At 68.4% G+C, this 25,437-nt stretch carries 23 protein-coding genes; 16 read left to right on the top strand and 7 right to left on the bottom strand.

All coding sequences use genetic code 11. The features are described from left to right. Nucleotides 1–11: 11 nt before the first annotated feature. From OG700_RS14625 to OG700_RS14615, 3 genes are read right to left on the bottom strand one after another with little or no spacing between them, the layout of a single operon-like run. Nucleotides 12–4,742, bottom strand: coding sequence for a putative T7SS-secreted protein (locus OG700_RS14625; protein ID WP_405613597.1), 4,731 nt, complete (start codon nucleotides 4,740–4,742; stop codon nucleotides 12–14). A gap of 14 nt (nucleotides 4,743–4,756) precedes the next feature. Further along, nucleotides 4,757–5,389 carry a hypothetical protein gene (locus OG700_RS14620; protein WP_405613595.1) on the bottom strand — a complete coding sequence of 211 codons (633 nt, stop codon included), beginning with the start codon at nucleotides 5,387–5,389 and terminating at the stop codon, nucleotides 4,757–4,759. After that, nucleotides 5,386–5,886: an SseB family protein gene (locus OG700_RS14615; RefSeq protein WP_405613593.1), complete on the bottom strand. Its 501-nt coding sequence runs from the start codon at nucleotides 5,884–5,886 to the stop codon at nucleotides 5,386–5,388. Before OG700_RS14615 ends, OG700_RS14620 begins: the two co-directional genes overlap by 4 nt. Before the next feature lie 125 nt (nucleotides 5,887–6,011). On the opposite strand from OG700_RS14615, the gene glmS reads away from it, so the two are divergent. From glmS to OG700_RS14570, 9 genes are all read left to right on the top strand, one after another. Then, nucleotides 6,012–7,859, top strand: coding sequence for a glutamine--fructose-6-phosphate transaminase (isomerizing) (glmS, locus tag OG700_RS14610; protein ID WP_405613591.1), 1,848 nt, complete (start codon nucleotides 6,012–6,014; stop codon nucleotides 7,857–7,859). Nucleotides 7,860–7,875: 16 nt separating this feature from the next. Continuing rightward, nucleotides 7,876–8,244, top strand: a complete 369-nt coding sequence (locus tag OG700_RS14605; protein ID WP_405613589.1) for a holo-ACP synthase — start codon at nucleotides 7,876–7,878, stop codon at nucleotides 8,242–8,244. 30 nt (nucleotides 8,245–8,274) lie between these two features. Next, complete coding sequence (locus OG700_RS14600) at nucleotides 8,275–9,723, top strand: NAD(P)H-hydrate dehydratase (RefSeq protein WP_405613587.1); 1,449 nt, start codon at nucleotides 8,275–8,277, stop codon at nucleotides 9,721–9,723. Between the two features lie 644 nt (nucleotides 9,724–10,367). After that, the gene (locus tag OG700_RS14595) at nucleotides 10,368–10,982 is read left to right on the top strand and encodes a site-specific integrase (RefSeq protein WP_405613585.1); all 615 of its coding nucleotides are present in this window, start codon (nucleotides 10,368–10,370) and stop codon (nucleotides 10,980–10,982) included. Between the two features lie 2 nt (nucleotides 10,983–10,984). After that, nucleotides 10,985–11,449: a hypothetical protein gene (locus OG700_RS14590; RefSeq protein ID WP_405613583.1), complete on the top strand. Its 465-nt coding sequence runs from the start codon at nucleotides 10,985–10,987 to the stop codon at nucleotides 11,447–11,449. A gap of 173 nt (nucleotides 11,450–11,622) precedes the next feature. Then, entirely contained in the window at nucleotides 11,623–12,744 is a 1,122-nt protein-coding gene (locus OG700_RS14585; protein ID WP_405613581.1) for a helix-turn-helix domain-containing protein, read from the top strand. Between the two features lie 85 nt (nucleotides 12,745–12,829). Further along, complete coding sequence (locus tag OG700_RS14580) at nucleotides 12,830–14,071, top strand: helix-turn-helix domain-containing protein (protein WP_405613579.1); 1,242 nt, start codon at nucleotides 12,830–12,832, stop codon at nucleotides 14,069–14,071. A gap of 258 nt (nucleotides 14,072–14,329) precedes the next feature. Then, nucleotides 14,330–14,755: an ATP-binding protein gene (locus OG700_RS14575; protein ID WP_405613577.1), complete on the top strand. Its 426-nt coding sequence runs from the start codon at nucleotides 14,330–14,332 to the stop codon at nucleotides 14,753–14,755. A 77-nt stretch (nucleotides 14,756–14,832) separates the two neighbouring features. Beyond that, a complete protein-coding gene (locus OG700_RS14570) occupies nucleotides 14,833–15,732 on the top strand; it encodes a TauD/TfdA family dioxygenase (protein WP_405613575.1) in 900 nt (299 codons plus the stop codon). 140 nt (nucleotides 15,733–15,872) lie between these two features. On the opposite strand, the gene OG700_RS14565 is transcribed toward OG700_RS14570, so the two are convergent. Continuing rightward, nucleotides 15,873–16,649 (bottom strand): glycosyltransferase family 2 protein, encoded by a 777-nt coding sequence (locus tag OG700_RS14565; RefSeq protein ID WP_405613573.1) that lies wholly within the window; start codon nucleotides 16,647–16,649, stop codon nucleotides 15,873–15,875. A gap of 66 nt (nucleotides 16,650–16,715) precedes the next feature. On the opposite strand from OG700_RS14565, the gene OG700_RS14560 reads away from it, so the two are divergent. From OG700_RS14560 to OG700_RS14540, 5 genes are all read left to right on the top strand, one after another. Next, nucleotides 16,716–17,972, top strand: a complete 1,257-nt coding sequence (locus OG700_RS14560) for a nucleotide sugar dehydrogenase (RefSeq protein WP_405613571.1) — start codon at nucleotides 16,716–16,718, stop codon at nucleotides 17,970–17,972. A gap of 44 nt (nucleotides 17,973–18,016) precedes the next feature. Beyond that, nucleotides 18,017–19,405, top strand: a complete 1,389-nt coding sequence (locus OG700_RS14555) for a hypothetical protein (protein WP_405613569.1) — start codon at nucleotides 18,017–18,019, stop codon at nucleotides 19,403–19,405. Continuing rightward, the gene (locus OG700_RS14550) at nucleotides 19,402–20,511 is read left to right on the top strand and encodes a glycosyltransferase family 4 protein (protein WP_405613567.1); all 1,110 of its coding nucleotides are present in this window, start codon (nucleotides 19,402–19,404) and stop codon (nucleotides 20,509–20,511) included. Before OG700_RS14555 ends, OG700_RS14550 begins: the two co-directional genes overlap by 4 nt. A 464-nt stretch (nucleotides 20,512–20,975) precedes the next feature. Next, nucleotides 20,976–21,152 (top strand): hypothetical protein, encoded by a 177-nt coding sequence (locus OG700_RS14545; protein ID WP_405613565.1) that lies wholly within the window; start codon nucleotides 20,976–20,978, stop codon nucleotides 21,150–21,152. Nucleotides 21,153–21,194: 42 nt separating this feature from the next. Beyond that, complete coding sequence (locus OG700_RS14540) at nucleotides 21,195–21,746, top strand: SUKH-4 family immunity protein (RefSeq protein ID WP_405613563.1); 552 nt, start codon at nucleotides 21,195–21,197, stop codon at nucleotides 21,744–21,746. A gap of 392 nt (nucleotides 21,747–22,138) precedes the next feature. On the opposite strand, the gene OG700_RS14535 is transcribed toward OG700_RS14540, so the two are convergent. The 3 genes from OG700_RS14535 to OG700_RS14525 form a co-directional block, all read right to left on the bottom strand. Next, nucleotides 22,139–22,645 carry a DUF523 domain-containing protein gene (locus OG700_RS14535; RefSeq protein WP_405613561.1) on the bottom strand — a complete coding sequence of 169 codons (507 nt, stop codon included), beginning with the start codon at nucleotides 22,643–22,645 and terminating at the stop codon, nucleotides 22,139–22,141. 536 nt (nucleotides 22,646–23,181) lie between these two features. Continuing rightward, nucleotides 23,182–23,793, bottom strand: coding sequence for a hypothetical protein (locus OG700_RS14530; protein ID WP_405613559.1), 612 nt, complete (start codon nucleotides 23,791–23,793; stop codon nucleotides 23,182–23,184). 2 nt (nucleotides 23,794–23,795) lie between these two features. Next, nucleotides 23,796–23,993, bottom strand: a complete 198-nt coding sequence (locus tag OG700_RS14525; protein ID WP_405613557.1) for a hypothetical protein — start codon at nucleotides 23,991–23,993, stop codon at nucleotides 23,796–23,798. A 362-nt stretch (nucleotides 23,994–24,355) separates the two neighbouring features. On the opposite strand from OG700_RS14525, the gene OG700_RS14520 reads away from it, so the two are divergent. Together OG700_RS14520 and OG700_RS14515 are read left to right on the top strand one after the other, a co-directional pair. Then, a complete protein-coding gene (locus OG700_RS14520; protein ID WP_405613555.1) occupies nucleotides 24,356–25,195 on the top strand; it encodes a Scr1 family TA system antitoxin-like transcriptional regulator in 840 nt (279 codons plus the stop codon). Further along, the gene (locus tag OG700_RS14515; protein WP_405613553.1) at nucleotides 25,192–25,395 is read left to right on the top strand and encodes a DUF397 domain-containing protein; all 204 of its coding nucleotides are present in this window, start codon (nucleotides 25,192–25,194) and stop codon (nucleotides 25,393–25,395) included. The genes OG700_RS14520 and OG700_RS14515 overlap by 4 nt, the downstream gene beginning before the upstream one ends. Nucleotides 25,396–25,437 lie beyond the last annotated feature (42 nt).

Below are 25,437 nucleotides of genomic sequence, written 5' to 3'. Positions count from 1 at the left end.
ATTATTCGATATTACTCGACGACGGATCGGCAGGCGGCCCAGTGTACCATTCCCATGTTTTCTTGTATTAGTTGGGAGAGATAGTAAGGGTTGTCCACGGTAAGGTTTCTCGGTAGCCCTAGGATGCTCAATGTGTCCGGAGGGTAAAGTGTGTAATCTGGGAGCTTCTCTCCAGGCCCATAAATCTCAAGCGGATTTGCGTGTTTTGTTCCTGTTTCTATTTGATTTCCGAGCCAGTCGGAAATTGGTTCACCGTGACGCGAGTACATGGAAATACTCGTCCCCTCCGGGACGATGACAGGCATACCGTCGCCTGCTTGTATTCCGCCATGGCCGCTGTATACAAACTGATTGTCCGGGCGTCCCAGCTTGCGGACGTCTTGAAGAGTTCCAGAAGCTTCAGCCACGAAGCTCGGGGCCGTGCCGGATCGCTGATTTGAGTCGCTTCTGCCGGGACATGGATTCAGGCCGAAACGGTCTACTTGGCTGTGTGGATTTTCGACATAGGTTGCGGGATTGGGTGCCGGGGTGAGGCCGAGGGGGTCGGGGGTGAGGTAGCGGGCGGTTTCGGGGTCGTAGTGGCGGAAGTAGTTGTAGTGGAGCCCGGTTTCGGGATCGAAGTATTGGCCGGGGAATCGGAGGGGGGTATAGGCGCTGCTTGAGGAGTTCCAGGTGGTGGTACCCCAGAGGGTGGTGCGGGTGTGCCAGGCTATGCCGCCCTGTTCGTCCACGAGTTCTGTGGGGGTGCCGACGAGGTCGGTGATGATGCTGAGGAATCGCTGGTCGACTATTTCTTGTGGTGCGTGCGCGGCGGTAATGCGCTCGGTCTGGGCGATGGGGTGCAGGCCCTGGTGGTCCCAGGTGAGGGTGACCGGATCCGGCAGCTCCGCTGATGTGGTGGTCTGCTCGCAGAGAGTCGTGCCGTCCCAGGTGAAGTTCACCTGTTCCTCGACGGTGGTGCCGTCCGCAGCGAGGCGCTGCTTTGCTGTGCGGCGGCCGAGTGGGTCGTAGAGGTAGCGCCAAAGTGTGCCGTTGGGGGTGGTGACCGAGGTGAGGTGGTCTTCGGCGTCCCAGGTGTAGCGCCAGGTGTCGGGCTTGCGGGAAAGGCGAGTCTTTTGGCGGAGGGTGATGCGACCGAGCGCGTCGTGTTCGTAGCGGACGTTGCCGGCTCGGGTGAGGCGGGTTCCGGCGTAGACGCGTGGGCCGGTGGCGTCCGCACCGGGGTGGGTGGAGGGCCAGGAGGCGGTGGTCTGGTTACCCGCTTCGTCGTAGGTGTAGTGCTCCGTCCAGTTCGCGGCCTGGACGGCGGTGACGCGGCCTGCCGGGTCGAGGTCGAAGTGGCGGGTGCCGGCGAGGTGGTCGTCTATGTCGGTGAGGTGCCCGTCCGCCCGGTAGTTGTAGGCGCGGTGCTGGAGGAGACCTGCGCTCGGGCCGTGCAGGGACTGGCCGGTGAGGCGGCCGGTCGTGTCCCACTGGCTGGTGAGGGTGATGGTGTCGCCGATATGCCGGGTCAGTTCGTTGCCCACGGCGTCGTGTTCGAAGGTGAGTGTGCGGCCGGAGGTGGTGAGTGCGGCTCGGCGTCCTGACGCGTCGTAGGCCCAGGTGCTCACCGCGCCGGATGGGGTCGTCCGGCGGATGCGGCGGCCCAGTGAGTCGTGATCGTAGGTGAGCGTGCGCCCGTTGACCGTCTCGGACCTGAGGCGTCCGAAGCGGTCGTGAAGGTAGGTGACAGTCGCGTCCGGGCCTTCCGCTTGGGCCAGTTGGCCGGCGAAGTCGTAGGCGAACGTGGTGACGGTTCCGTCGGCGTCCTTGGCGACGACTCGGTCCTGTTCGTCCCGCTCGTAGCGGACGGTCCGGCCCAGCGAGTCGGTGCGCGCGGTGAGGCGGCCTGCCGGGTCGTAGTCGTAGGCGAGGGTGCGGCCGTCGAAGTCGGTTTCCGATACGAGGTGGCCTGCCGCGTCATATGTGTAGTCCCAGGTCAGACCCTGAGGGTTGAGCACGTTGAGTAGGCGTAGCTCGGTGTCGTGCTTGAACTCGTAGCGCACCTTGTCGGGGCCGGTACGGGCTGTCATGAGGTCGAAGTGGGTGTACTCGAAGCGGGACACCGCACCCATGGCGTCGGTGTGGCTGACGCGGTTGCCCTCGCCGTCGTACATCCACGATTGCTCACTGCCGTCCGGCTCGATGCGGCGGGCCAGCTTGCCTTCTGCCGTCCATTCCAAGCGCGTTGTGGCACCGAGCGCATCGGTGAGGGCAACCGCCCGGCCGAAGGCGTCCCTTTCGCAGCGCGCGACCGCTTCCAGCGGATCGGTGATCTCGATGGGCAGGCCTGCCTCATCGCACCGGATGCGTGTGGTGTGGCCCGCTGAGTCGGTGACCGAAGTCGCGCGGCCTGCTTCATCGTATGTATACCGCATGGTGGAGCCGGACCCGTCGGTGACCGAGGTGCGGTTGCCCCGCTTGTCGAACGTCTGGCGCACCGACGTCCGGTCCGGGCGCGTCACCCTTACGGGCAGGCCGAGTTCGTTGTACGCGGCAGTGGCTTCGCGTCCGTCCGGCCAAATGACGGAAGTGAGATGGCCCGCGTCGTCGTATTCGAAGCGTGTGGTGCGCCCGAGTGGGTCGGTTCGGGAGAGGAGCCGGTTGTAGCGGTCGTGTTCGAAGCGGGTGGTCGCACCCAGTGGATCGATCTCGGCGACCACCTGGTAGCTGTCGTTGATGACGTAGCGGTGGACTGCTCCGCTGCTGCTGGTGACGGTGGTGACGCGCATCCCGCTCTCGGGATCGGTGCTCTCGTAGTCCAGGCGCAGGGCCATGTGCCCTGCGGCGCCGCCTTCGGCTGTGCACCGGTCCTGATCGTCGTAGGCGTAGTCGTACCGGCTGTTGTTGGTGTCGGTCCAGGATGTGACCCGCCCGTGGTCGTCGTACGCGAACTGGAGCGGGAGTCCTGAGGAGTTGATGACCTCGGTGAGGTGGCCGTCGGTGTAGTGGTAGCGGAGGATTTTCTGGTCGGTGCCGTCCGGGGCGGCGCCGACCAGACGCAGTGCGGTGATCCTGCCCTCGTGTGTGCTGAGCTTGAGGTGGTATCCGGCGCCGTGGACGATGTCCGTCGGAGCGCCCCCGTCGTCGTACTCGAAGGTGATCCAGTTGCCGTTGCGGTCGTCGATCTGTGCCAGGAGCGCGAGATTCGCGCTGTGGCCGGTGAAACGCCAGACCCTGCCGGTGTCCGGATCGGTGATCGTGTAGTCCCCGGCGGTGTCCAGGTCGAGGGGCCGGCGTGGGCCGTGGCTGGGCATGACCGGTACACCCGGCGCGGGGTGTGGGTAGGACAGCAACAAGCCGTCCTCGCAGACGAAGACGATCCCTTCGGAGTCGATCTCCAGGCGCTGGTCGGCGGTGGACGACCAGGACGGTCCGAACCACCGCCCCGCGCGGTAGTCGGAGGCGACCCTGCGGCGGAACACCAAAGGAAGAGTGCCCGGCAGAGCGATGTCCGTCTGCGGCAGATACATCGTTCCGGTAGCCATGTCGACCGGATCGGACGGCCCGTTCTCCACCGCCTCGTTGGGCCGGGACGACTTCGCCGGATCGTCGACACCCCTGCGCGCGGCGCTCTCGGCCCCATCGGTCGCCCCGTGCCGCAGGCCGCCTTTGATCAGGCCGCCGCCCTTGGTGCCGGCCAGTTCGGGGACGAGCCGGCCGAGGAATTCCGAGGGGTCGCCCTTGGCGGAGTCCAAGGCGTTCTTCAGGGCCCTGTCCGGGTTGGCGACGGTGGAGACGAGGCCGGCGAGCGTCGTGTTGACGCCCTTGTTGTACTCGGCCGGGTGGGTCAGGTTGTACGCGTCCGTCGGGTTGACCGAGCGGACGAAGTTCAGCAACCCCGCGGTGCCCTTGACGATGCCGCCGGCGAAGTGCGTCAGCTCCAGACTCTGCCCGACCCCGAAGTCCATGAACTCCCGCTTCGCCCGGTCCAGACCGGTGGGTTCCTTCGGAGCGTGCGCCATCGCGGCGGTGACCGCTGCCTTCGCCGCCTCGGCCGCGTCGTTACGCGCCCGCCTGGCACCCTCCAGGATCTCCCGCGCATGCCCACGCTTCACCGCACCCGGATCGGAAAACTCCCCCGGATGGGGAAGGGGAGCGTCGCTGTTGCGCGCCGCGTTGTACGCGTCGGCCTTCTTGTTGAACGCAGCCGCCGCTGTCTCGTAGTCCGCCTTGCCTTCCTTGAACAGGGCGATCGCCTCACCGGCCTTGCCCTGCGCACCGGTGACCGCCTGCGCATACGTCTCCAACGCCGTGGCCGCGGCCTCGAACGAGTCCGCCGCACGCAGCCAGTCGGTCGGCAGCGTCTCGAACTTCACCCGGAAGGCATCGGCGCCCTCACCCTTCCAGTGACCGGAGTCGAGCTTCTTCATCCCGCCGCCGACGAGATCGAATGCCTTCTGGAAGTCCCTGAGGTTCTTCACCGCCGCGCTGATCTTCTCCGGCCTGCCGTGGATCAGCTCGTTCGCTTCCCCACTCTGCCCGAGCTGCTGCTCGCCGACTTCCGCTCCGAGCGAGGAAGCGGTCTCGTCCCCCCAGTCCTCGACCGCGTCCGCCCACTCGTCCGCTCCGACCTTCTCCAGACCCGAGCCGACGACATCGGTTCCCTTGTCGATGCCCTCACCGACAAGTTCCTTGCCCTTGTCGACCAGCTTGCCGGCACCGTCGACAAGGTCGCCGCCGATCTTTCCCCAGTCCGTCATCAGCGACTCTCCCCCTACCGCGGCTGCTCGGCCTGATCAATCGTCTCTCGCGACGGGTCGAACCGCTCCTTCAGCTCCTCGTCCACCGCCGCCCGGATCTCCGGATCGAGGAGTCCGCCGTGTTCCATGGAGTCGAGTGCGGAGTCCTCCGCGTCGTAGATGGTGTTCTGCCAGGTCTGCTTCACCTCGGCGTCGGCCTCGGCCATCGACTCCGCGCTGAAGTCCGGGTTGTCGAACGCGGACTGAGTACTGATCGTGTCCCAGCTCATACGCTTGACCTCGTCCTCGGACAGGTGCGGATTGCCGTTCAGGGAGTTCACACCGATCTTGATCGAGTCCTTCACATACTGCTCCTGCTCCGCGTACGAGCCCGCTGACAACCCCACCCCCTGCGCGAAGCCGTTCCCCTTCAGCGTCAGCGCCCGCACACCCCACTCCCACCGGTCGCAGAACGTCCCGAACTCCGACGCCAGCCCACCGTGCCCCAACTCCAGCCCCGACAAGGCAAGATCCGAAAACCCACGCCCCGTCGACGCCTCACCGATCATGCCGAGATCCTTCAACTCCGCATGCGCCAGATCAATCCCCTTCACGATCGCGGCCAACGCCGCCGGCGGCACCTCAAGACCCGGACCCTCCCCGCTCACCGCATCCCCCCGGCATCCACCGCGACCGCGTCCGGCACAATCCCCGCCACCGGCGGGAACAACACCCCGCCGTCCTCACTGCCCGCATCCAAAGCCACCCCCGCAGGCCCCGGCAGCAACGGCACCACCACATCCAGCAACCGCGCACCCAACACCGCCCGGTACACCCACTCCCGCCCGGCATCCCCCCGCGCCCGCGCAAACCGCGCCAACGCCCCCTCGTCCGAGAACGCACAAACCCAACGCACCCCACCCTGCTCCGCCGACCACAAATCCCCCTCGGCATCCAGCGGCACCAACACCGCCGAACGCCGAAACTCACCCAGCAGCACAGCGAACTCACGCCGCGCGACGGCCAATTCATCCACCGACACCGGGCCGGGCGCCGAGTCGACGTCCTGAGGCGCGGTCGGTCGCTCCGCCTCGGGCCAGTCAATCAACTCGGTCAGTCTCGACGGGCGGCCAGACCCCAATATCTCTCCCCCGTTGTCACGCATAGTTGAGAGGCTGTCACGGGAGAGATTCCGCGTGCAAGCTCCTCGCCTCAGCCGGTCCGCGCCGCCGGAAAGTCGCCCGCGAGCGCTCCCGGGACCTCGGGACCGGCCGCCGTAGGCTGCCGCCCATGTGCGGAATCGTGGGATATGTCGGCGGACAGTCGGCGCTCGATGTGGTCATCGCCGGTCTCAAGCGGCTTGAGTACCGGGGCTACGACTCGGCCGGTGTCGCCGTCCTCGCCGACGGGTCACTGGCCTCGGCCAAGAAGGCGGGCAAGCTCGTCAATCTGGAGAAGGCGCTGGTGGAGGGGCCGTTGCCGAGTGGCACCACCGGTATCGGGCACACCAGATGGGCCACCCACGGCGGTCCGACCGACGCCAACGCCCACCCGCACGTCGACAACGCGGGCCGTGTCGCCGTCGTCCACAACGGGATCATCGAGAACTTCGCCGCCCTGCGCGCCGAGCTGACCGGCCGCGGGCATGACCTCTCCTCCGAGACGGACACCGAGGTCGTGGCGCATCTGCTCGCCGAGGCGTTCTCGTCCCGCGGCGAGCTGGCCGCGTCGATGCGGCAGGTGTGCGGGCGGCTGGAGGGCGCGTTCACGCTGGTCGCCGTGCACGCGGACGAGCCGGACGTGGTCGTGGGGGCGCGCCGTAACTCGCCGCTCGTGGTAGGTGTGGGCGACGGCGAGTCGTTCCTCGCCTCCGACGTCGCCGCCTTCATCGCCCATACGCGCTCCGCGATCGAGCTGGGCCAGGACCAGGTGGTGGAGCTGCGCCGCGACGGTGTGACGGTGACGGACTTCGACGGCGCGCCCGCCGACGTGCGTTCGTACCACGTCGACTGGGACGCGTCGGCCGCCGAGAAGGGCGGCTACGACTACTTCATGCTCAAGGAGATCGCCGAGCAGCCCAAGGCCGTCGCCGACACCCTCCTCGGCCGTATCAACGCCGAGGGTTCGCTGACCCTGGACGACCTGCGCATTCCCTCGCGCGTGCTGCGCGCGGCCGACAAGGTCGTCATCGTGGCGTGCGGGACCGCCTTCCACGCCGGGCTGATCGCCAAGTACGCCATCGAGCACTGGACGCGGATCCCGTGCGAGGTGGAGCTGGCGAGCGAGTTCCGTTACCGGGACCCGATCCTGAACACCCGTACCCTCGTCGTCGCGATCTCGCAGTCCGGCGAGACGATGGACACGCTGATGGCGCTGCGGCACGCCCGCGACCAGGGCGCCACGGTCCTCGCCATCTGCAACACCAACGGCTCGACCATCCCCAGGGAGTCGGACGCCGTCCTCTACACGCACGCGGGTCCCGAGGTCGCGGTGGCGTCGACGAAGGCGTTCCTGACACAGCTCGTGGCCTGCTATCTCGTCGCGCTGTATCTGGGGCAGCTGCGCGGCACCAAGTATGGCGACGAGATCCGTGCCGTCATCCGCGAACTGTCGCGCATCTCCCACGAGGTCGAGCGCGTACTGGAGACGATGGAGCCGGTACGGGCGCTGGCACGCTCCCTCGCCGACAAGCGGACGGTGCTCTTCCTGGGGCGGCACGTCGGCTACCCGGTGGCGCTGGAGGGCGCGTTGAAGCTGAAGGAGCTGGCGTACATGCACGCCGAGGGCTTCGCGGCGGGCGAGCTGAAGCACGGGCCGATCGCGCTGATCGAGGAGGATGTGCCGGTGGTGGTCGTCGTACCCTCGCCGCGCGGGCGTTCGGTGCTGCACGACAAGATCGTGTCGAACATCCAGGAGATCCGGGCGCGGGGAGCGCGGACGATCGTGATCGCGGAGGAGGGGGACGAGGCGGTGGTGCCGTACGCGGACCATCTCATCCGTATTCCGGTGACGCCGACGCTCCTTCAGCCGTTGGTCTCGACGGTGCCGTTGCAGGTCTTCGCGTGCGAGCTGGCGACGGCGCGCGGCAACGAGGTGGACCAGCCGAGGAACCTGGCGAAGTCCGTGACGGTGGAGTGAAAGGCGGAACGACGCGGTGATCATCGGGGTGGGGATCGACGTCGCGGAGATCGAACGCTTCGCGGCGTCCATGGAGCGCACGCCGGCCATGGCCGAACGGCTCTTCTCGCAGCGCGAGTTGCTGCTGCCCGGCGGCGAACGGCGCGGTATCGCCTCACTGGCGGCGCGCTTCGCGGCGAAGGAAGCGCTCGCGAAGGCGCTGGGCGCGCCGGGCGGGCTGCGCTGGACGGACGCCGAGGTGTACGTCGAGGAGACCGGGCAGCCGCGGCTGCGCGTACGCGGGACGGTGGCGGCGCGGGCGGCGGAACTGGGCGTACGGGCCTGGCATGTGTCGCTCAGCCATGACGCGGGGATCGCGTCGGCGGTGGTGATCGCGGAGGGGTGACGCCCCGCGGTTTGCGGCAGACTCGGTGCCATGCGTACTGCGTACAGCGTTGAGACCGTACGGACCGCCGAGCGGGAGCTGATGGACCGGCTGCCCGAAGGCGTACTGATGCAGCGGGCGGCGGCGGGGCTGGCCGCCGCGTGCGCGGATCTGCTGCGGCGGCGGGGGCGGGTGTACGGCGCTCGGGTCGTCCTCCTCGTCGGCAGCGGCGACAACGGCGGCGACGCCCTGTACGCGGGGGCCCGCCTCGCCCGGCGGGGGGCCGGGGTCTCGGCGGTGCTGCCGGCGGCGGGGCGCGCGCATTCCGGTGGGCTCGCGGCCCTGCTGGGCGCGGGCGGGCGGGTCGTGGACGACCCGTTCGACGTACTGGCCGCCGCCGATCTCGTCCTGGACGGCATCACCGGCATCGGCGGGCGCGGCGGGCTGCGGCCCGACGCGGTGCCGGTGGCGCGGGCGGCGCGCGGTTCGGACGCGGTGGTCGTGGCCGTCGACCTGCCGAGCGGCGTCGAGGCGGACAGCGGCGAGGTGGTGGGGGAGGCGCTGCGGGCGGACGCGACCGTCACCTTCGGCACGTACAAACCGGCCCATCTGATCGACCCGGCACACGAGTACGCGGGCGCCGTACGGCTCGTCGACATCGGGCTCGGCGCGGTGCTGCCCTCGGTGCCGGAACTGGAAGCACTCCAACACGCGGACGTGGCAAGGCTGTTGCCGGTGCCGACGGGCGAGAGCGACAAGTACCGGCGCGGCGTCGTCGGCGTCGTCGCCGGCTCGGCGCGCTATCCGGGCGCGGCGGTGCTCGCGGTGGCGGGCGCGCTGCACGGCGGCGCGGGCGCGGTGCGGTACGTGGGCGGCTCCGCCGGGGACGCGGTGATCGCCCGCTTCCCCGAGGTCCTGGTCCACACCGGCCCGCCGGCCGAGGCGGGCCGCGTCCAGGCGTGGGTGGTCGGCCCCGGCCTGGGTGACGAGCCGGGCGTACGGGACGCGCTGGCCTCCGACGTCCCCGTCCTCATCGACGCGGACGGCCTGCGCGGGCTGGACGCCGCCACCGTACGGGGGCGTACGGCCCCGACGCTGCTCACCCCGCACGCGGGGGAGGCGGCGGCGCTGCTGGAGGTGCCCCGCGAGCAGGTCGAATCGGCCCGGCTGGCGTCCGTACGCGAACTGGCCGCCCGCTACGGCGCGACGGTCCTGCTGAAGGGCTCCACGACCCTGATCGCCTCCCCCGACACCTCGCTCCCCGTCCGGGTGAACCCCACCGGCACCCCGTGGCTGGCCACGGCGGGCAGCGGCGACGTCCTCTCGGGCCTGACGGGCTCCCTGCTCGCGGCGGGCCTCACGGCGCGGGACGCGGCGTCGGCGGGCGCGTATCTGCACGGGCTGGCGGCGCGCGGGGCGGCACGGGGGGCGCCGGTGAGCGCTTCGGGTGTGGCGGCGGGGGTGCGGGGGGCGTGGCGGGACGTGATGGCGGAGGGGTGAGGGCGCCCGGAATCCGGCCCGGTTTCACTTCGCCATGGAGACGTCGTGCCGAAAGAGTCCGACTCCGTGTTCAGAGCCGTACGCCGCGAACTTGCCGGACAGGTACCGGAGTTGCTGGACGCAGCGCGACGCGCCGATCCGTGTGGCGAGGGTGAGGGAACGGCGGCCCAGTTCAGCGGCCTCCTGGACCTCGCCCCGCGCCAGCAGGCTTTCCGCTTCGTAGCCGAGGAATACGGCCTTCGTCTTGTCGCGGGCGGGGGCAGGAGACTGACACCCTGGGTGATCTGATCATGCGCACGGCGTGGCCGGCCGAGATCAATCAGGCATCTGCCGGTGTCCACCGCCAGATCGGCCTCTATGTTGGCGCTTCGTTCTGTCTCACGAAGCACGCGGTGATGTTCGCGTAACTGCTGTCTCAGGGGGTTCAGTGAAGCGCACCAGCACTTCAACGGCCATCGGTCTGCAAGGAGCCGACATCTCCTTCCGCCAGTCGACGCCGGAGGCCGTGGGTCTTCCTCCACCGGACTGCGCAGGCTCGGACATCCGGTCCGTGGCCCTTCGCCGCGTCGGCCGTGTTGGAACGGGCGGGAGCATACGACGGCAAGTGCTTCGTCCTTGGCCCCGACGGTTCGTACGACGTCCAGTTGAACCGGTTCGGGCGCGAACTCGACAGCTGGGGGGTGCGGTCGGACAACGGGCACGAGGGTTACATGCGCGACATCATGCTGTACTGCCGGTTCCTGCACGAGTCCCGGGGAGGGAAGTCGATATGGGAGACGGACAGCGCTGATCTACGCGCCTACAAGGTCGTCCGGATGCGGATGGACAACGAGAACTCGATCAGCGCTGCCACGTGGCGCCGGTCCATCGCGGCTCTCGACAAGTGGGTGGAGTGGTCCCTGTACGAGGAGCTGCTGGATCACGAGCCGTTCCGGTACATCGACAAGACGGTCATGACGCCGCAGGGCCTGAAGCGAGTACGGGTCAACGCCGAGTACGACGTGGACGACGGCCAAGAGCCCCTGCACATCGTGCAGTTCGTCGACCACCTGCTGTGGCGCAACGTCGGGCTGCTGGGCGAGCTGCCGGACGGCAGACCGGACCCGAAGCGGCGTGAGCGACACGGTGAGCGCAACGCGCTGTTCGCCGACTCGCTCGTCGCCCGGTGCCGCTGCACAACATGTGTCTGCACTGCCCCAATGCCCGACGGTCGGCGGTGCACTTGCCCCGGCTCACCACAGCACGGGACCAAGCTCTGACTGTGTTGGACCTGCCCAAGAAACAACGCAAGGCCCTGCCCCGGCTGCACTCGCTGATGGAGGCGTTCGAGCGGCTGATGCACGGGCTGCCCGAGGTCACCGACGGCAAGATCACGATCGTCAATCTGTGCACCGAGGCTGGAGTCTCCCGCGCCTCCTACTACCGCTCGCCGGTGGCGGAGGCGGTGAAGGAGATCCTGGAAGCGCCGCAGACCCGCCGCCCGGAACCGGAGGAACTGCGGGCGGAGGTATCCCGGCTGAAGAAGGCGGAGCGTGAGCTTCGCAGCGAGCATGCCGCCGAGGTCCGCGAGCTGAAGGACACCGTGGTCACCTACGCCAACCAGATCCAGGTTCTGGCATTGCGCAACGCCGAGCTGGAGACCCAGAATGCCCGCCTCCTCGAACGGCTGCGGCAGTCCGGGGACAACGTCGCGGTCCTGCCGGCCCCGAGCCTTCCTTCGCCCTGACCGGGCGCGTCACCTGCCAGTTCGCGCGGCCTTCAGCGGTGTGACTAATGTGTCGCGCGCCAGGGATATGCGTCCTGCCCCGGGGAACACGATCCTCCCCGGAACGGGGTGCATGGACCTTTGTCCTGGCAGAGCACACGGTCCGGGCGAGTGGGTATGCGAGCAATCTGGTGATGCGCGAGCTGGACGAGACGGCCGGCGGCGGCCCGATTGGGGCCCGCCTGGCCGCCTGGCGCCGCCACCGGGAACTGACCGGGGGTGACCTCGCCTCCCGCACCGGCCTGGGGCTCGATTACCTCGCCGGGCTGGAGACGGGCCGGGAGTGGGTCGACCGGCGCGGGCCGCTGGCGGCCCTTACCGCCGCCTTGCGGCTGGATGTTGCGGACCTGACCGGGCAGCCCTACCCGCCCCGTGGGGAGGAGCACGCGACCGTGCGGGCGGTCGCCTTCCACCTGCGGCGGCGCTTGGTCCGCCCGCACCCGGGTACGGCCCCCCTGGTACTGCTGGAAGAGCTGGCCGCGCAGATCCGGGCCGCCGCGGATGCCGAGGCGGCGGGCGATGAGCACCGTCTCGCGCTTGCGCTGCCGGACCTGATCGAGGCGGCGGACTGCGCGCTGGCCACCGCCGTGGGGCCGGGGCGGGGAGAGGCGGTGCGGCTGCGTGTGGCGGCGCATGTGCTGAGTGCTGGCCTGCTGCGGCGCCTAGGCTACAAGGACCTGGCCTGGATGCTGCTGCACCGGGCCCGCCCCGGCATCCGCGAACCGCTGCCAGTGCTGGTTGAGGAGATACGGCTGCTGATCGACCTCGGTTTGCCGGAGTATGCGCTGGCCCGCGCCGAACGCGCCGAGGACGCCGGAGCCGACTGGGAGCTGCCGACACTGGCCGCCGTCGCCCAGGCCATGGCCGGACGCCGCCCGGAGGCCGAACGCCTCCTTACCACGGCCGCCGAACGGGCCGCCGACGCACGGGAGTCGGCCCTGGTGATCGCAGCCCGCGCCGCCGTCGCCGCCGAAGTGGGCGACGCGGCCGAGGCTGCCGACCACGTACGCGCGGTGGATCATGCCGCACTCGACGGCGCCCACCGCTCCAGTCTGCTGGTGGCCGCCGCGGCGGCCGAGGCACGCCAGGATCGTGCCGACCAGGCCGCCGTCCGACTCGTCGAGGCCGACGCGGCGGCACCTCTGCGGCTGCGGCTGGACCCCTTCGCCCGGGACCTGGTCGCCGCGCTCACCGACCGCACCACCGATCACACCGCGGCGGTGCGGGATCTGGCCGAGCGGGCCGGGCTGCGGTGATCCCACCCGTCTGGCGGGAATGACCCGTGGGGGCGGCAGGCTCGTCCTACGCTACGGCTGAGGCACGGGAGTTGAGGCGGGGGCGATGAACGAGGAGCAGGCCGTCAGGATCGGCAAGCGTCTGCGCTCGGCCCGCCGCCAGCGCGGGATGAGCCTGCGCAACCTCGCGGGCCTGGCCGGGGTGTCGGTCGGCTATCTGTCGATGGTGGAGAACGGCCAGCGGCTGCTGGACCGCTCCAGCCTCATCACCTCCTTCGCCGAGGCCCTGCAGATCGCCCCGTCCGAACTGACGGGCCAGCCCTTCGCCCCGGTCGACCCGCATACCAGCGCGGCTCACGAGGCGATCCCCGCCCTGCGGCTGACGCTGATGGGCCTGACCATGGCCACCCCACCGGACCGCCGCCCACCGGGGGTTCCGGCGGCGGTGTTGACCGAACGGGTGGTTAAGGCCAACCGGCTCTATCACGGGGCCGAATACGGAACCCTCGCGGCCGGGTTGCCGACGCTGCTGGCCGACCTGCACGCAGCAGCCGAGGCCGCCGACGGCGCCGCCCGCCGCGAGCTGCTGAAACTGCTGGCGGACGCCTACCATCCAGCCTGCACCCTGTTGCTGAAAAACCTCGGCTACACCGACTTGGCGTTCATCGCGGTGACCCGTGCCGCCGACGCGATCGCGGAGTTGGACGACCCGGTCTACTCCGCGCTGTCCGGCTTCTTCCACACCCACGTGCTGATGGCCGCCGGCAGCCCCGCCCAAGCCCTGGCACAGGCCACCGCCGCTGCCAATGCCCTCGAAGCGCACCTGACGAGCCCTGACGCCCATGCGCTGCTCGGTGAACTTCATCTGATCTCCGCCACCTCGCTGACCCAGGACAGGCAGCGGCCCGGCAATACTTGCGCCGAGGAGGCCCGCGGCCATCTGGCGGAGGCCGCCAAGCTGGCCAGCCGCACCGGGGAGACGCGGGCCTGGCACCTGAACTTCGGCCCCACCAACGTCGGCATCCACAAGGTGAGCCTGAACACCGACCTCGGTCGGCACGGAGCGGCCGTCACCGCCGGGGACGTGGTCCATCCCGAGACGCTGGCGGAGGCTCCGGGACGGCAGGCCGCCTTCCACGCCGACCTGGGCCGGTCGCTGGCCCATCTGCGAGGCCACGAGGCCCAGGCGGTCGCTGCCCTGCTGACCGCCGAGAAGATCGCACCGCAGCGCATCCACGCCAACGCACCGGTGAGGAACACCGTCGAGTTCCTCACCGACCGGCAGCTGCCCGCCCACGCGGCGCGGGACCTGCGGGGCCTGGCCCACCGCATCGGCTTGCCTCTCTGACCAGCGGCTCTCCCTGATCCCGCTGAGCACATAAGTCCATACGCGGCCGGGACGGTCGGTACGTGACTTCTGCGCGGACGCCGTGCGCGGTTGAGCACGTTGGTCTGTACGCAACTCCCGCACCCGAGCCGGCGTTGCCCGCCGTCCGACCTGGATCCGGGATCGTGGGTTCACCGTCGTGAACACCTCTGCGTGCTGGGGCTCTTACTTTGGTCACGGTCCGGGCGGCTGCTGCTCGGAGGGAGGGTGGGTCCCGCGATGTCCAGCACTGTGATGCGCCATGACTTCCAGGTGATCCCCGAGGCCGAGTACGCCCCGCTGGCCCGCCGCGAGACTGCCAAGGTCCTTGCTGACTGGGGCATGACCGAGGAGGTCGTGGGCACCGCCTGCCTGATCATCAGCGAGCTGGTGACGAACGTGGTGCAACACGCGGCTGTACTTTCACCCACCGCCTCGGTCACCCTCGCTGTCGAGGAGCAGGCTGCGCTGGTGCTGGCCGTCGCGGATGCCCACCCGCTCAAGCCGAAGCCGCTGCCCGCCGCCCACGACTTCGGTGGCCGCGGCCTGTTCCTGGTCGACGCCCTGGTGAGGGAAGTCCACGGCAGAGCCGAGGTCCTCCCGGAGACCGCCACGGGCGGCAAGCGGATCGTCATCCGTCTTCCCTTGGCTCCCGTTGCGGCCTGATCCGCCTTCGGCGCCCGGACGACAGCAGCAGCGCCCGAACGACACTCCGAGAGTCCCAAGAGAGAAGGAACCTCCGCGTGTTCATCGACATCCCGAGCCAACTCGAAGCCGCTCTGATCGACCGTTCTCTCCCGCCCTGGGAACTGGACGGTTCGTTCCTGGCGAAGTCCACCATGGAGGAGTACCGGGCCGAGCTGACGGCCACCCCGCGGTTCGAGGAGACCGCCGCGACGCTGCGCCACGCGCTGACCGGGGAGGGCGGCGGATACGCCGTGCTGCGCCTGGGGAACCTCGCCAAGGCTCTGGGGACCGGCGACCGGTTCCGGCGGCTGGCGAGGGCCTTCGCGGCCGAGGTGGCCGCCCCTTTCTCGCCCTTTCCGCGGTGGCCCCTGTGGAAGGACATCGGGGTCAAGGTCGGCAAAGACCCTGGCAAGTCCAGCGGCATCGGGTACAACGCGTTCCACATGGACCTGGTGAACGCGACCCGGCCCCCGGAGTACACCACGCTCCTGTGCGTCCGCCCCGACCCGCTCGGCGGCGGCCCCAGCATCCTCTCCGACGCCCACGCGGCGGTGTCGCGGCTGTCGGAGAACAGCCACGCCTTGCTGGCCGAGACGGCCTACAACTACGGGACCTTCTTCGACCTGCACGGCGTGGGCGAGGAGTTCAAGCCGTTCCCGATCCTGGACGGCTCCGATCCGGGCGGGGGGTTCGTCCGGTTCACCGCCAAAATGCTGGAGCGGTCTCCGCTCGACCGCGCGCACGCCGAGGCCGCCCGTGAGCTCGCCGAGGAGCTCGTCCGGGGGCAGGTCTCCTTCATGCTTCAGTCCGGGGACTACCTCATCGTGAACCAGCGCCGCTTCCTGCACGGGCGGGAGACGCTCCACAGCGGTCAGGAGACCGTCCCTGACGCCGACAGGCGGCTGCTCCTCCAGTTGTTCCTGCGTGCTCAGGCCGACGACGGCCTGGCCGCGTAGCTGGGAGACGGCACCGATGACCCGCCGAGTCCCGCCCCCCCGGTTCAGCTCCCGAGCACGCGGCGCGCCCACGGGGCCGAGCCCGGCCGGGCGCCCGCGGAAACGTTCGCGCACCGGGCTCCCCGGGCCCGTGCCGGGAGCTAGATGCGCGAGTTGCGCAGCGACTGCCAGACGGCTCCCGCCAGTGCTCGCGTTGCCCGCGGGACCGACAGATGCTCGTGCTCGCGGTACAGCGACCAGTTGTACTGCACGAGGGAGAGTTTGTTGGAGGACAGGGATCCCGCCTGGTGGGCCCGGTAGATCGCCAGCGGTTCGTCCAGGCCCCGGGCGTCAGCGCCGTCCCGCATGATGCTCAGCCACAGTGCGTAGTCCTGGCGTTTGCGCATCTCCGGCATCAGCCTCGTGCCCATGACGTTGCGGTCGTACATGGCGGTGAGGGCGCCGATGTGGTCCTGGACCAGCATCGCGCGGTAGTCCACGTGCTCACGCGCCGCGCGAATCACCCGGCCGTTCGGGACCCAGTCGGTGCTCTCGCCAGGGTAGGCGGCGTCCATCTTGTAGTACGAGGTGAACGTCAACGGTGCAGTGCCTTCCGCGGCGAAGGCGAGTTGCTTCTCGGTCTTCTCCGGGAGCCACATGTCGTCGCTGTCGAGGAATGCGATGTAGTCCCCGCGGGCTCGCTCGATCGCGAGGTTGCGGGCCCGGCCCGCGCCTCCCCGCTCAGGTGCCGACTGGGGCAGGACGCGCTTGTCCTGCGCGGCGAACTCGCGCAGCAGGTCCATGGAGCCGTCGGAGGACTGGTCGTCGGTAACGAGCAGCTCCAGGTCGCTGTGGGTCTGAGTGAGTACCGATCGGACGGCTGCGCCGAGGGTGGCCGCCGAGTTGTACACGGGCATGACGACGGACACCAAGGGCACAGCGCTTCTCCTTGCAGACCAGGAATGACCGGTCCATTCAAGCACCGCCACTGAGTAGGAGCTGCCATGCAGATCGTTGTCGCGGGTCAGGGCTACGTGGGTCTTCCGCTGGCCGTACGTGCCGCAGAGGTGGGGCACCGCGTTGTCGGCTACGACGTGGACGCGCACCGCGTCCAGCAGCTCGCCGCCGGTCAGTCCTACGTGGAGGATGTGGCATCCGACCGGCTGCGCGCGGTGCTGGACTCCGGGGTCTACTCCGCGGCCGCCGACGCTGCCGCACTGGCCGGCTTCGACATCGCGGTGATCACCGTGCCGACCCCGCTGCGAGACGGCGTGCCGGACCTGACCTACATCGAGACCTGCGCCCGGACCTTGGGCGGGCACCTGCGCCCCGGTGCGACCGTGGTTCTGGAGTCCACGACCTATCCCGGCACCACCGAGGAACTGCTGCTGCCGATCCTGGAGGAGGCATCGGGCCTCAAGGCCGGGGAGGACTTCCAGGTCGGGTTCAGTCCCGAGCGCATCGCCCCGGGGAACAAGCGGTTCTCGTTCGAGGGAACGCCGAAGGTGGTGTCCGGGATCGACGCCAAGTCACTCGATGTGATCAAGGCGTTCTATGACGGCATCTTCCAGACCACGGTTCCGGTGTCCGGGCCCAAGGTTGCCGAGCTGGCAAAGCTGCTGGAGAACACCTTCCGGCTCGTCAACATCTCGATGGTCAACGAGTTGGCGACGCTGACCGAGCGCCTCGACGTGAACATCTGGGAGGCGATCGACGCCGCCGCGACCAAGCCCTTCGGCTTCACGCGGTTCACCCCAGGGCCGGGAGTCGGCGGGCACTGCCTGCCCGTCGACCCGCTGTTCCTCTCGTGGAAGATCCGGGAAAGCCTCGGCATCCCCTTCCGGTTCGTGGAACTCGCCGACGACGTAAACCGCCGAATGCCGGACTACGTCGTCCAGCGCGTCGTGGAAGCCCTCGACAAGCGCGGCATGACCATCGTCGGCTCCCGGGTTCTGCTGCTCGGCCTGACCTACAAGTACAACGCCACTGACCTCCGGAATTCGCCGTCGGCGCGCGTGGCCGAGCTCCTCATCACCCTCGGCGCTCAGGTCCGCGGCGCCGACCCGAACGTCCCGGACAGCGACACCGGCAAGCTGAACGTGCGCCGGGTCGACGCGAGCCCGAAAGAGCTCGCGGCCTCCGATGCGGTAGTGCTCCTCATGGACCACACGCGGTTCGACCTCGCCATGATCGAGGAGCACGCGCCCTACGTTCTCGACTGCCGAAACCGCCTGGCTGGAGCGAACGTCGAGACCCTGTAGCCCTCGAACTCCCCCCGCTTGCCGCTTCCACCAGAGGAGTTCTCGTGCGCGACGAATGGGAGCACGCCCACACGGACTACACCCGGCCCGCGCAGCGTCACACCCCTGTCTCGCTGGCCGAAAGCGAAGGTGACTGGCGCCGCTACCTGGAAAGTTCCACCCCCAACGGCTGGCTTATCCAGCACAGTGCGATGACCGAAGCGCTCGTCAGCGGACAGCCGATGTACTTGCTGCACACCACCAGGAACATCGACGCCATCCGCACCAGCGGGGAGTTGCACGTCTCCACCGGATGCCTGGTCGGGGCCCTGTACTGCTCGCCTCTCTCTCATCAGCGCCAGGGGCTGCGCCCGCACAACCTCGGCGCCTACCTGATGCGGACGAAGCCCTTCACCACACCCATCGTCATCGAGGTCACCCCGGACGCCCCGATCCCGCCAAAGGGCGTGGACTACCTGCACCTCGGGGCCATCCATCTGCGCACCTACCTGCGCTACCAGAGCTTCCTCTCCCCGGCAGAGAACGACCAGCTCGACCGCGCCCTGCTGGCCGGGCTGCGCGCCGCAGCCGTGTTCCTGGACCTCGCCCTGCGCAACGCGGCCGGCCGTGCTACTCCGGCGCGCGAGTTCATCGACCAGTTGTCCGGTGCCGTGGCCCACGTGCCGTTCCTCGGCTACCTGTACTTCGAGGTGCTGTCTGAGTACCTGATGCTCCACTCCGCCACTCCGGAGACCAAGACCTACGCGCAGGCCGGAGAGCTGAACAACTGGCTCTACAAACGGCTCGCCTTCGCCGCCGTGGACGGCATGGACCAGTTGTTCGACCTGGCCCGGTTCAACCCGCGTCATCACCGGCTCGTCCAGCTCATCGCGGGCTTGGAACCGGCTCTCGGCCCGGGAGTCGACGAGTACGTCCGGCGACGACTGTCCCACCTGTTCGCCCGGACGGCACTGCACCCGTCCCAGGATGCGGCCTCGTTCACCTTCCAAGGCGCTGATCTCAGCACCCTCCGGCATGCAGCGCCTGGACTGGTCGGCCAGATGATCTTCCGCGAGATCCGCTACATGTCCCGCTACCAGCAGCTTTACCACTGCTTCGAGAAGGCCAAGGCTCTTGAGGCATGGGACTACTGGAACAACGAGGGCATACCCACACCCTTTAATGGAACCCTCCCCAAGGGGGAGATAGGCATAAACCCCGCCTACCCCAGGTCGGCAGTCAGGGTATGGACGGCAGAAAGAGACAGGAAGGGCTGCCTGCATCCGGCCAAGGAAGTCAGGGCCATCCTCACCCCGCACCTGGCGTCGTGGTGGGCGCCGCCCCGCCGGCCCGGAAGGAAGATCGCCACCGCTGACCTACGAGTCGAAGTGGCCCGGGGAACCCAATCCCCACTCTCCACCCCCCGGTCATCCAGCAACGGGATCTCCGCATGACCACCAGAACGCTGAACATCGCGACCGGCATCAACCGGGCTTCCATGCCTTCGTCCGGAAGCCTGATCCTCGTCAACGATCTGTACAGCGCGATGCCCGGCACCCATACGACCTTCCTGGGCAGGACACCGGTCGATCAGACGTGGAAGGCCCCGTTCGATCACCTGATCACCCTCTCCACGGCGAAGCGCCCTCAAGGCCCCGGCTTCGATCGCTACGTCGACGAGCTGACGCGCGAAGTCGGGTCGCTCATCGAGCAGATCCAGCCGGACGCCATCCACGCTCAGTACCTCGGGTTCGCACTCAGCCTGGCCTTCACCCGGACCGCCGGCACCGTCCCGATCATCGCCATCGCCCACGGTCCCGACGTGATGATGGCCGAGCACAGCACACCGGAACGCGAGGCCATGAACGAAGTCGCAGCCGCAAGCACCGCGATCGTCACTCCGACCTCCGCCCTCGCCAACCGTATCGACCGTCTCACCGACCGCCGATTCACCGACCGCCTCACCGTCATCCCGTGGGGCATCCGACTGCCCGATGCCCCACTACACCGTCAACCGCCCACTAGAACCGGGCCCCTTTCTCTGGTGCATGCCGGTCGCCTGGACCACAACAAGTCGACGATCACCGCCGTCGAAGCCCTCGCACTCACCGATGAACCGCACCACCTGACCGTGATCGGCGACGGGACCTCACGCGAGCAACTGGAACAGCGGACGTACCAACTCGGGCTCCGAGACCGCGTTCGGTTCGAACCCCTTTTGTCCCGCGCCGAACTGTGGCGACGACTGCCGGACTTCGACGCCTTTGTCTTCACGACCAGGGGGCTGGAGGCTTTCGGGCTCGTCCTCATTGAGGCCCAAGCTCACGGACTTCCGGTTGTCTACTCCGACCTTCCCGGTGTGAGAGAAATCCTCGGCAGCACAGGCGTTCCCTACACCTCAGGCGACCCGCGCTCGCTGGCCGTGGCCCTGGACGAGATAGGCCAGGACTTCCACCGGCGCAAGGCCCTGACCAAGACGGCTCTCAATAACGCGCGCCGATACGACATCACTACTACCGGCCGCCAGCTTCGCGAACTGACGCTCCGCGTTACCTCCTAACCGCAATGTTTCGAGACCGACCCAACTCCTCGACCACAAGGACGCCTTCGAACGCGACCTGCGCCAGGCACTCACCGAGTTCAGACCCGACGGCGTCTTCGACAAAGTCGTACGAACCAAATCCATTATTGCCACCCGTCTCTGACCAGCCGTCCGTCTGCTGCTCGGCCACGACTCCTTGTCACGCGGCCAGGCAGTAGTAGCGACGTCTTGAGACACTCCCGTGCTGGAACAGGCTGACAGACCGCATAACGGCCTGGCTCATCCAGGCGCACCATCCGGGTGCCTCCTCCGTGGTCGAGTGGAGGAGTCTTTCGGCCCGCGCGAGTTCGCGGTAGCAGTCCCGGGCTTCGCCCAGCAGCACCAGCGCCCGATCCGCGCTTTCCTGCAACTACGCGGTCGGCCGCTACATCGACCCCGACGGACGAGGTGAGAGCGTCCTTGTCGGCTACAGCAAGAGCAGCATGCACTCCGAACGATCCATTGGATATCCCCTCCTCCACAATGACAAGCAGAAGGGCCTCAAGAAGGTCGACACCGTTCATCACGCCAACGACTACGACCAGTCAGTATCCCGGCACAGACGAGACGCCGAACACCAGGACGACATGGAGGAGCTCAAGTCCCGCCACGGCCGGTAGAATTGATCACCAGAATTCACCCAGAAACGCAAAGGTCCCCGCATGCACTTCGCCGTGACACCGGACGAGGTACTCACAGCATTCGGCCTGTCGGGCGTTGTCTACTTCCCCCGCTACAAGGCGGCGCACAGTCATCTCGATGACCGAACGGCGCTCTTCCTGAGTAGCGTCGGGCTCCCGGACGCCGAGTGGTTCATGTCCAAGGCCGGCCTTACCGAGGCCGACTCCATCAACCTCGCCGAGTGGTACAGCGACAAGGGGGGAGTCCCCGACGAGTGCCGCGACTGGCTGGTGCTCGGGCTCTTCGCCGAGACCACGCTCGCGCTCGCACCGGACAGCGGAACCGTCCACTCACTCGGCGACGGCGAAACGCAGCTGGTGTACGCCCCGATCCACCGCGACGTCGAATCGCTCGTCTACACACTCACGAGGTTCGAGAGCGTGCGCCGGCAACTCGCGTACGACACTGAGGACGTCGAGGCGCGCATGGACGCCTTGCGTACCGAGATCTCCGGGTTCGATCCGCTGCCCTTCGAAGATGGCGAATCGCAGTGGAACCTCGCCCTCGAAGAGGTCATCGACGGCATCTGGTAAGGAACTGGCGGCTCAGCCGCAGAAGGGACTGCGACGCGTTCCGCATCGCGAGTGGGGGGCAACTCCCGTTCTTGTGTGGCCCTGTTGGCGATCCGCTGCCACCGTCGTCGGGCAAGTTGGTGAGGGCGTCGCTCACGGCGTCGTGCCATCCGGGGGCGTCGGCGGTCACCTTGTCGGCAAGCGCTCTGGCGGCTTCGGTCCATGTGGACGCGGCGGTCGTTCGTTTGAGGGAGACTGCCAGGACGAGAACGGGTTTCGCCGTGGCACCAAGGATCGGTGCCGCTGTCGGAGCCGGCTTTGTTTCCGTCACCGTTGCTGGTCTCCGTCTGTGTCTCCGTGGGTGGTGCGGGATCAGCCGCCTCAAGACACCAACACCGGGCCGTGGCCGCCCGTTACGGCAGACTTGTGGTTCTGCCGAGCTCGCACAGGTAGGCCGCCGCATCGCGGATCTGGCCTTCGTTGAAGACTCGTACGCCTGCCCGTATCAGCAGTGCGGTGGTCACGCCGTGGCCGGGTACGCGCTTCCCCGTATAGCTTCCGTCGTGGATCCGAAGACTCCCGCAGGACGGGCTGGATTCCTTCAGCAGCGCGACTCGGGCACCGGCCTCACGGGCCGCCTCCACTGCCCGGTGGGCGCCGACGACGAAGTGCTCGGTAACGTCCTCGCCGGTCTCGGTGAGCACCTTGGCGGCGCCGTCCAGAACCGCCGCGCCGTCACCGCCGACGATCTCTGCCGGCAGGCGTGGCACGGGCAGGCCGCCGGATACCTCGGGGCAGAACGCCACCACGCGTCCCTCGGCACGCCAGCGCGTGACGTGCTCGTCGTCCACACGCTTGGCACTGCCGTCGTAGCGCACGCGGCTGCCCAGCAGGCAGGCGCTCACCAGAATCCGTTCCACCACTCCACGGTACGGCACCCGGAGCAGCACCTGGCCAGTGCGCCAAGCCGGCCGACTCGGCGTCGGTGACGTACTCGCGCTCCATCAGCGTGCCGTCTCCGCAGGAGATGGAACAGGACGGGGTGATGCCGAGGACATGTAGGCGCACGGGCTCAGCGTGTGCCGCGTCACCACGTCGGCGTACGGCATCAAGAGCGCGTGTCGGTAGGGCACTTGGTCGACAGGTCAATGCTCCCCGGATTCGTGGACGCGCGCTTCTGCGTCGCGGAGCAGGCCGGGGGCCAGGCGGCGGTGGACGGCTGACAGCGGGGGCCATATCGCCCGGCCGGGGCGGCGGCTGTAGTGCAGGAAGGTGCTCAGTGACACCTGGCCGGGGGGTGATCGGACGACCAGGGCGCAGGCCAGGCACCAGGACGCCGCCTCAAGCCGGATCCAGCGGCGCGCACTTCCTGGCCGCCGGCCACGGTGAGTTCACCCGGTCCCAGGTGCTCGGCCGGGCTGCCGATCTGCTCCTCGGCCGGCCGCGTACGCCACGGCTACGGGAGGTTGGCGACGGTGACGTGTCGTAGTTCGCGGTGGAGGCGGGTGGCGAGGAGGTTGGGGTGTTGGGGTTGGCTGTAGGGGTGGAGTGTGTCGTTGTCGGAGGCTTGCCAGCCGTGGTCGGTGAGGCGGTAGAGGGTGCCGGAGACTCCGTAGAGGTGGGGTTTGCGGACGCGGAGTACGGCGTGTTCGGTGCGGCGCAGGAACGGGCACTGGCGCAGGGAGAGTTGGACGTGCGCGGCGCACAGCGGTGGCATGGAGGTGATGGACTTCTCCGGCCAGGTCGGGGGTGAGTCCTCGCGTCGCCAGTCGATGAACAGCCAGCCGTCCCGGTCGCGTTGGGCGGGCTGGGCGCAGATCTGGCACAGCATGCGTTCCATGCAGGCGCGTTGGCGGGCCGGGTGCATGGAGTCGTAGAGCACGCGCCCCGGCGGTCCGGGGGGTTCTTCCATGCGGATCCACAGGTTGCCGTGGCTGTCGCGGTCCCCGGGGCGGGTGTGCCTGTACGCGAGCCGGGGACCCCTCGCGGTGAACTCGACGCTCAACTCAGCCTTGCGCGGACCTACATCGGTGCTGCGCGCGGCGACGTACGGGATGGCGGGCGGCATCGCTACGCCTCCTTGCCGGCGGCGGCGAGGCAGGCCGGGCAGTTCACGGCGCGCAACCACACGTCCGTGACCCCGCCGGGTTCGCCTGCCCCGCACACCGCGCGGCGGGCGTGCTCGTCAAGTACCCGCAGTCTGTGCACGGTTCGCACGTCGTCCCCGACCGTGCCGGCGACGATGTCCGCCCTGCGGCCGGCGCTCACAGCACCGCCCCCCGGCGACGGGCGTTGCGCCGCGCGATCTCGGCGTGAAGCTGTTCCGTGGCGGATTTCGGACGTAGGTTTACGGGCTCCGCCTTCCGCCGGGGCCTGCCACAGAGCGGGCGCGGGAGGCAGTGCGGGCCGGTGATCCCTCGGAACACCCCTACGCGGTCAGCGTGGTTGATGCCGACCGGGAGCGTGCCGAGGAGCGGGGTGTTCGGAGGGTGCTGTACGTCCAGGGGGACGCTCTGTCCGGGCATGAGCCGTTCCTCTCCGTAGCTGTTCCACTACCAAGGCGGCTCATCGTGACCTAGAGTTGCAACCCCTTCAACTAGCTGTGACTGAAGGAAGAGGAGAGGTGCGTCATGGTCAACCGCAAGGAGCTGAACCCGGACAGCTCGCCGATGGCCGCTTTCGGTGCCCGTATGCGACGGTTCCGCGAGGACCGTGGGTGGAGTCAGGAAGGGCTGGCCGTACATCTGTCATATTCCAGCCAGCATATTTCCGCAGTTGAAACTTGTCGGAAGCCGCCTACTCTTCCCTTCGCGCGAGAGCTCGACCGCGCCTTCGGCGCCGCCGAAACGGTCGACTCGTTCGAGCGTGAATGGCGCGACATCCGTCACGGGTCGCTGCTGGAAGGCTTCCCGGAGTACGTCGGGCATGAGGGGCGGGCGGCTGAGATCCGGTTGTTTCAGATTGGGATCGTCCCCGGCCTGCTGCAGACGCCCGCATACGCAAGCGCGCTGGCGAACGGTGATGTACGTCGGGGCAGCATCACCCCTGAACAAGCGGCCGAACGCGTCTCCGTTCTGGCAGAGCGTCAGGCGACTCTCGTACGCCGTCGGCCTCCAACGCTCCTTGTGGTGATGGACGAGAGCTGCATCCGGCGTCCAGTCGGCGGTGCCGAGGTGATGAGTGAGCAGCTTGAACGCCTCGTGGAATTCGCTGCGTTACCGAACAGCATGCTCCAAATCGCCCCGTACGCCATGGGCGAGCGACGACCGTTCAATCTGCCGATCAACTTGCTCACGCTGCTGGACCGGACGGTGATCGCGTACGCGGAGTCCCATACGCAGGGCCACTTGGACCGTGAATCCGCCTTCGTGCTACCGGTGTTGTCGGACTACCATCAGTTGCAGGCCGAATCGCTGTCGCAGACAGAATCCGTGGCCATGATCAATGAGGTACGAAAGGGCATCCCGTGACGACCCCCCGCTGGTTCACGTCCTCCTACAGCTCCAACGGTGGCGACTGCGTCGAGGTTGCCGCCAACCTCGTTGCCGTAGGCGGCATCGTCCCCGTCCGTGACTCCAAAAACCCGTGCAGTCCCGTACTCGCCTTCCCCGTCGGCTCGTTCGCCTCCTTCGTGGCTGGCGTCAAGGCCGGAGAGTTCCGCTCCGTCTGAAGCAGACCGCCCCCAATAGGCATCGGCCGTACACGGCCCGCC

Source organism: Streptomyces sp. NBC_01508 (assembly GCF_045040315.1).
Classification (GTDB): domain Bacteria; phylum Actinomycetota; class Actinomycetes; order Streptomycetales; family Streptomycetaceae; genus Streptomyces.
Note: the sequence above shows the minus strand (reverse complement) of the source record. Positions and strands in the feature narration are given on the sequence as shown.

Excerpts from the sequence above, each read along its gene's own strand:
- OG700_RS14625 (WP_405613597.1), bottom strand. The coding sequence starts at position 4,742 with ATGACGGACTGGGGAAAGATCGGCGGCGACCTTGTCGACGGTGCCGGC.
- OG700_RS14615 (WP_405613593.1), bottom strand. The coding sequence starts at position 5,886 with ATGCGTGACAACGGGGGAGAGATATTGGGGTCTGGCCGCCCGTCGAGA.
- glmS (WP_405613591.1), top strand. The coding sequence starts at position 6,012 with ATGTGCGGAATCGTGGGATATGTCGGCGGACAGTCGGCGCTCGATGTG.
- OG700_RS14600 (WP_405613587.1), top strand. The coding sequence starts at position 8,275 with ATGCGTACTGCGTACAGCGTTGAGACCGTACGGACCGCCGAGCGGGAG.
- OG700_RS14585 (WP_405613581.1), top strand. The coding sequence starts at position 11,623 with ATGCGCGAGCTGGACGAGACGGCCGGCGGCGGCCCGATTGGGGCCCGC.
- OG700_RS14580 (WP_405613579.1), top strand. The coding sequence starts at position 12,830 with ATGAACGAGGAGCAGGCCGTCAGGATCGGCAAGCGTCTGCGCTCGGCC.
- OG700_RS14575 (WP_405613577.1), top strand. The coding sequence starts at position 14,330 with ATGTCCAGCACTGTGATGCGCCATGACTTCCAGGTGATCCCCGAGGCC.
- OG700_RS14560 (WP_405613571.1), top strand. The coding sequence starts at position 16,716 with ATGCAGATCGTTGTCGCGGGTCAGGGCTACGTGGGTCTTCCGCTGGCC.
- OG700_RS14550 (WP_405613567.1), top strand. The coding sequence starts at position 19,402 with ATGACCACCAGAACGCTGAACATCGCGACCGGCATCAACCGGGCTTCC.
- OG700_RS14545 (WP_405613565.1), top strand. The coding sequence starts at position 20,976 with ATGCACTCCGAACGATCCATTGGATATCCCCTCCTCCACAATGACAAG.
- OG700_RS14540 (WP_405613563.1), top strand. The coding sequence starts at position 21,195 with ATGCACTTCGCCGTGACACCGGACGAGGTACTCACAGCATTCGGCCTG.
- OG700_RS14530 (WP_405613559.1), bottom strand. The coding sequence starts at position 23,793 with ATGCCGCCCGCCATCCCGTACGTCGCCGCGCGCAGCACCGATGTAGGT.
- OG700_RS14520 (WP_405613555.1), top strand. The coding sequence starts at position 24,356 with ATGGTCAACCGCAAGGAGCTGAACCCGGACAGCTCGCCGATGGCCGCT.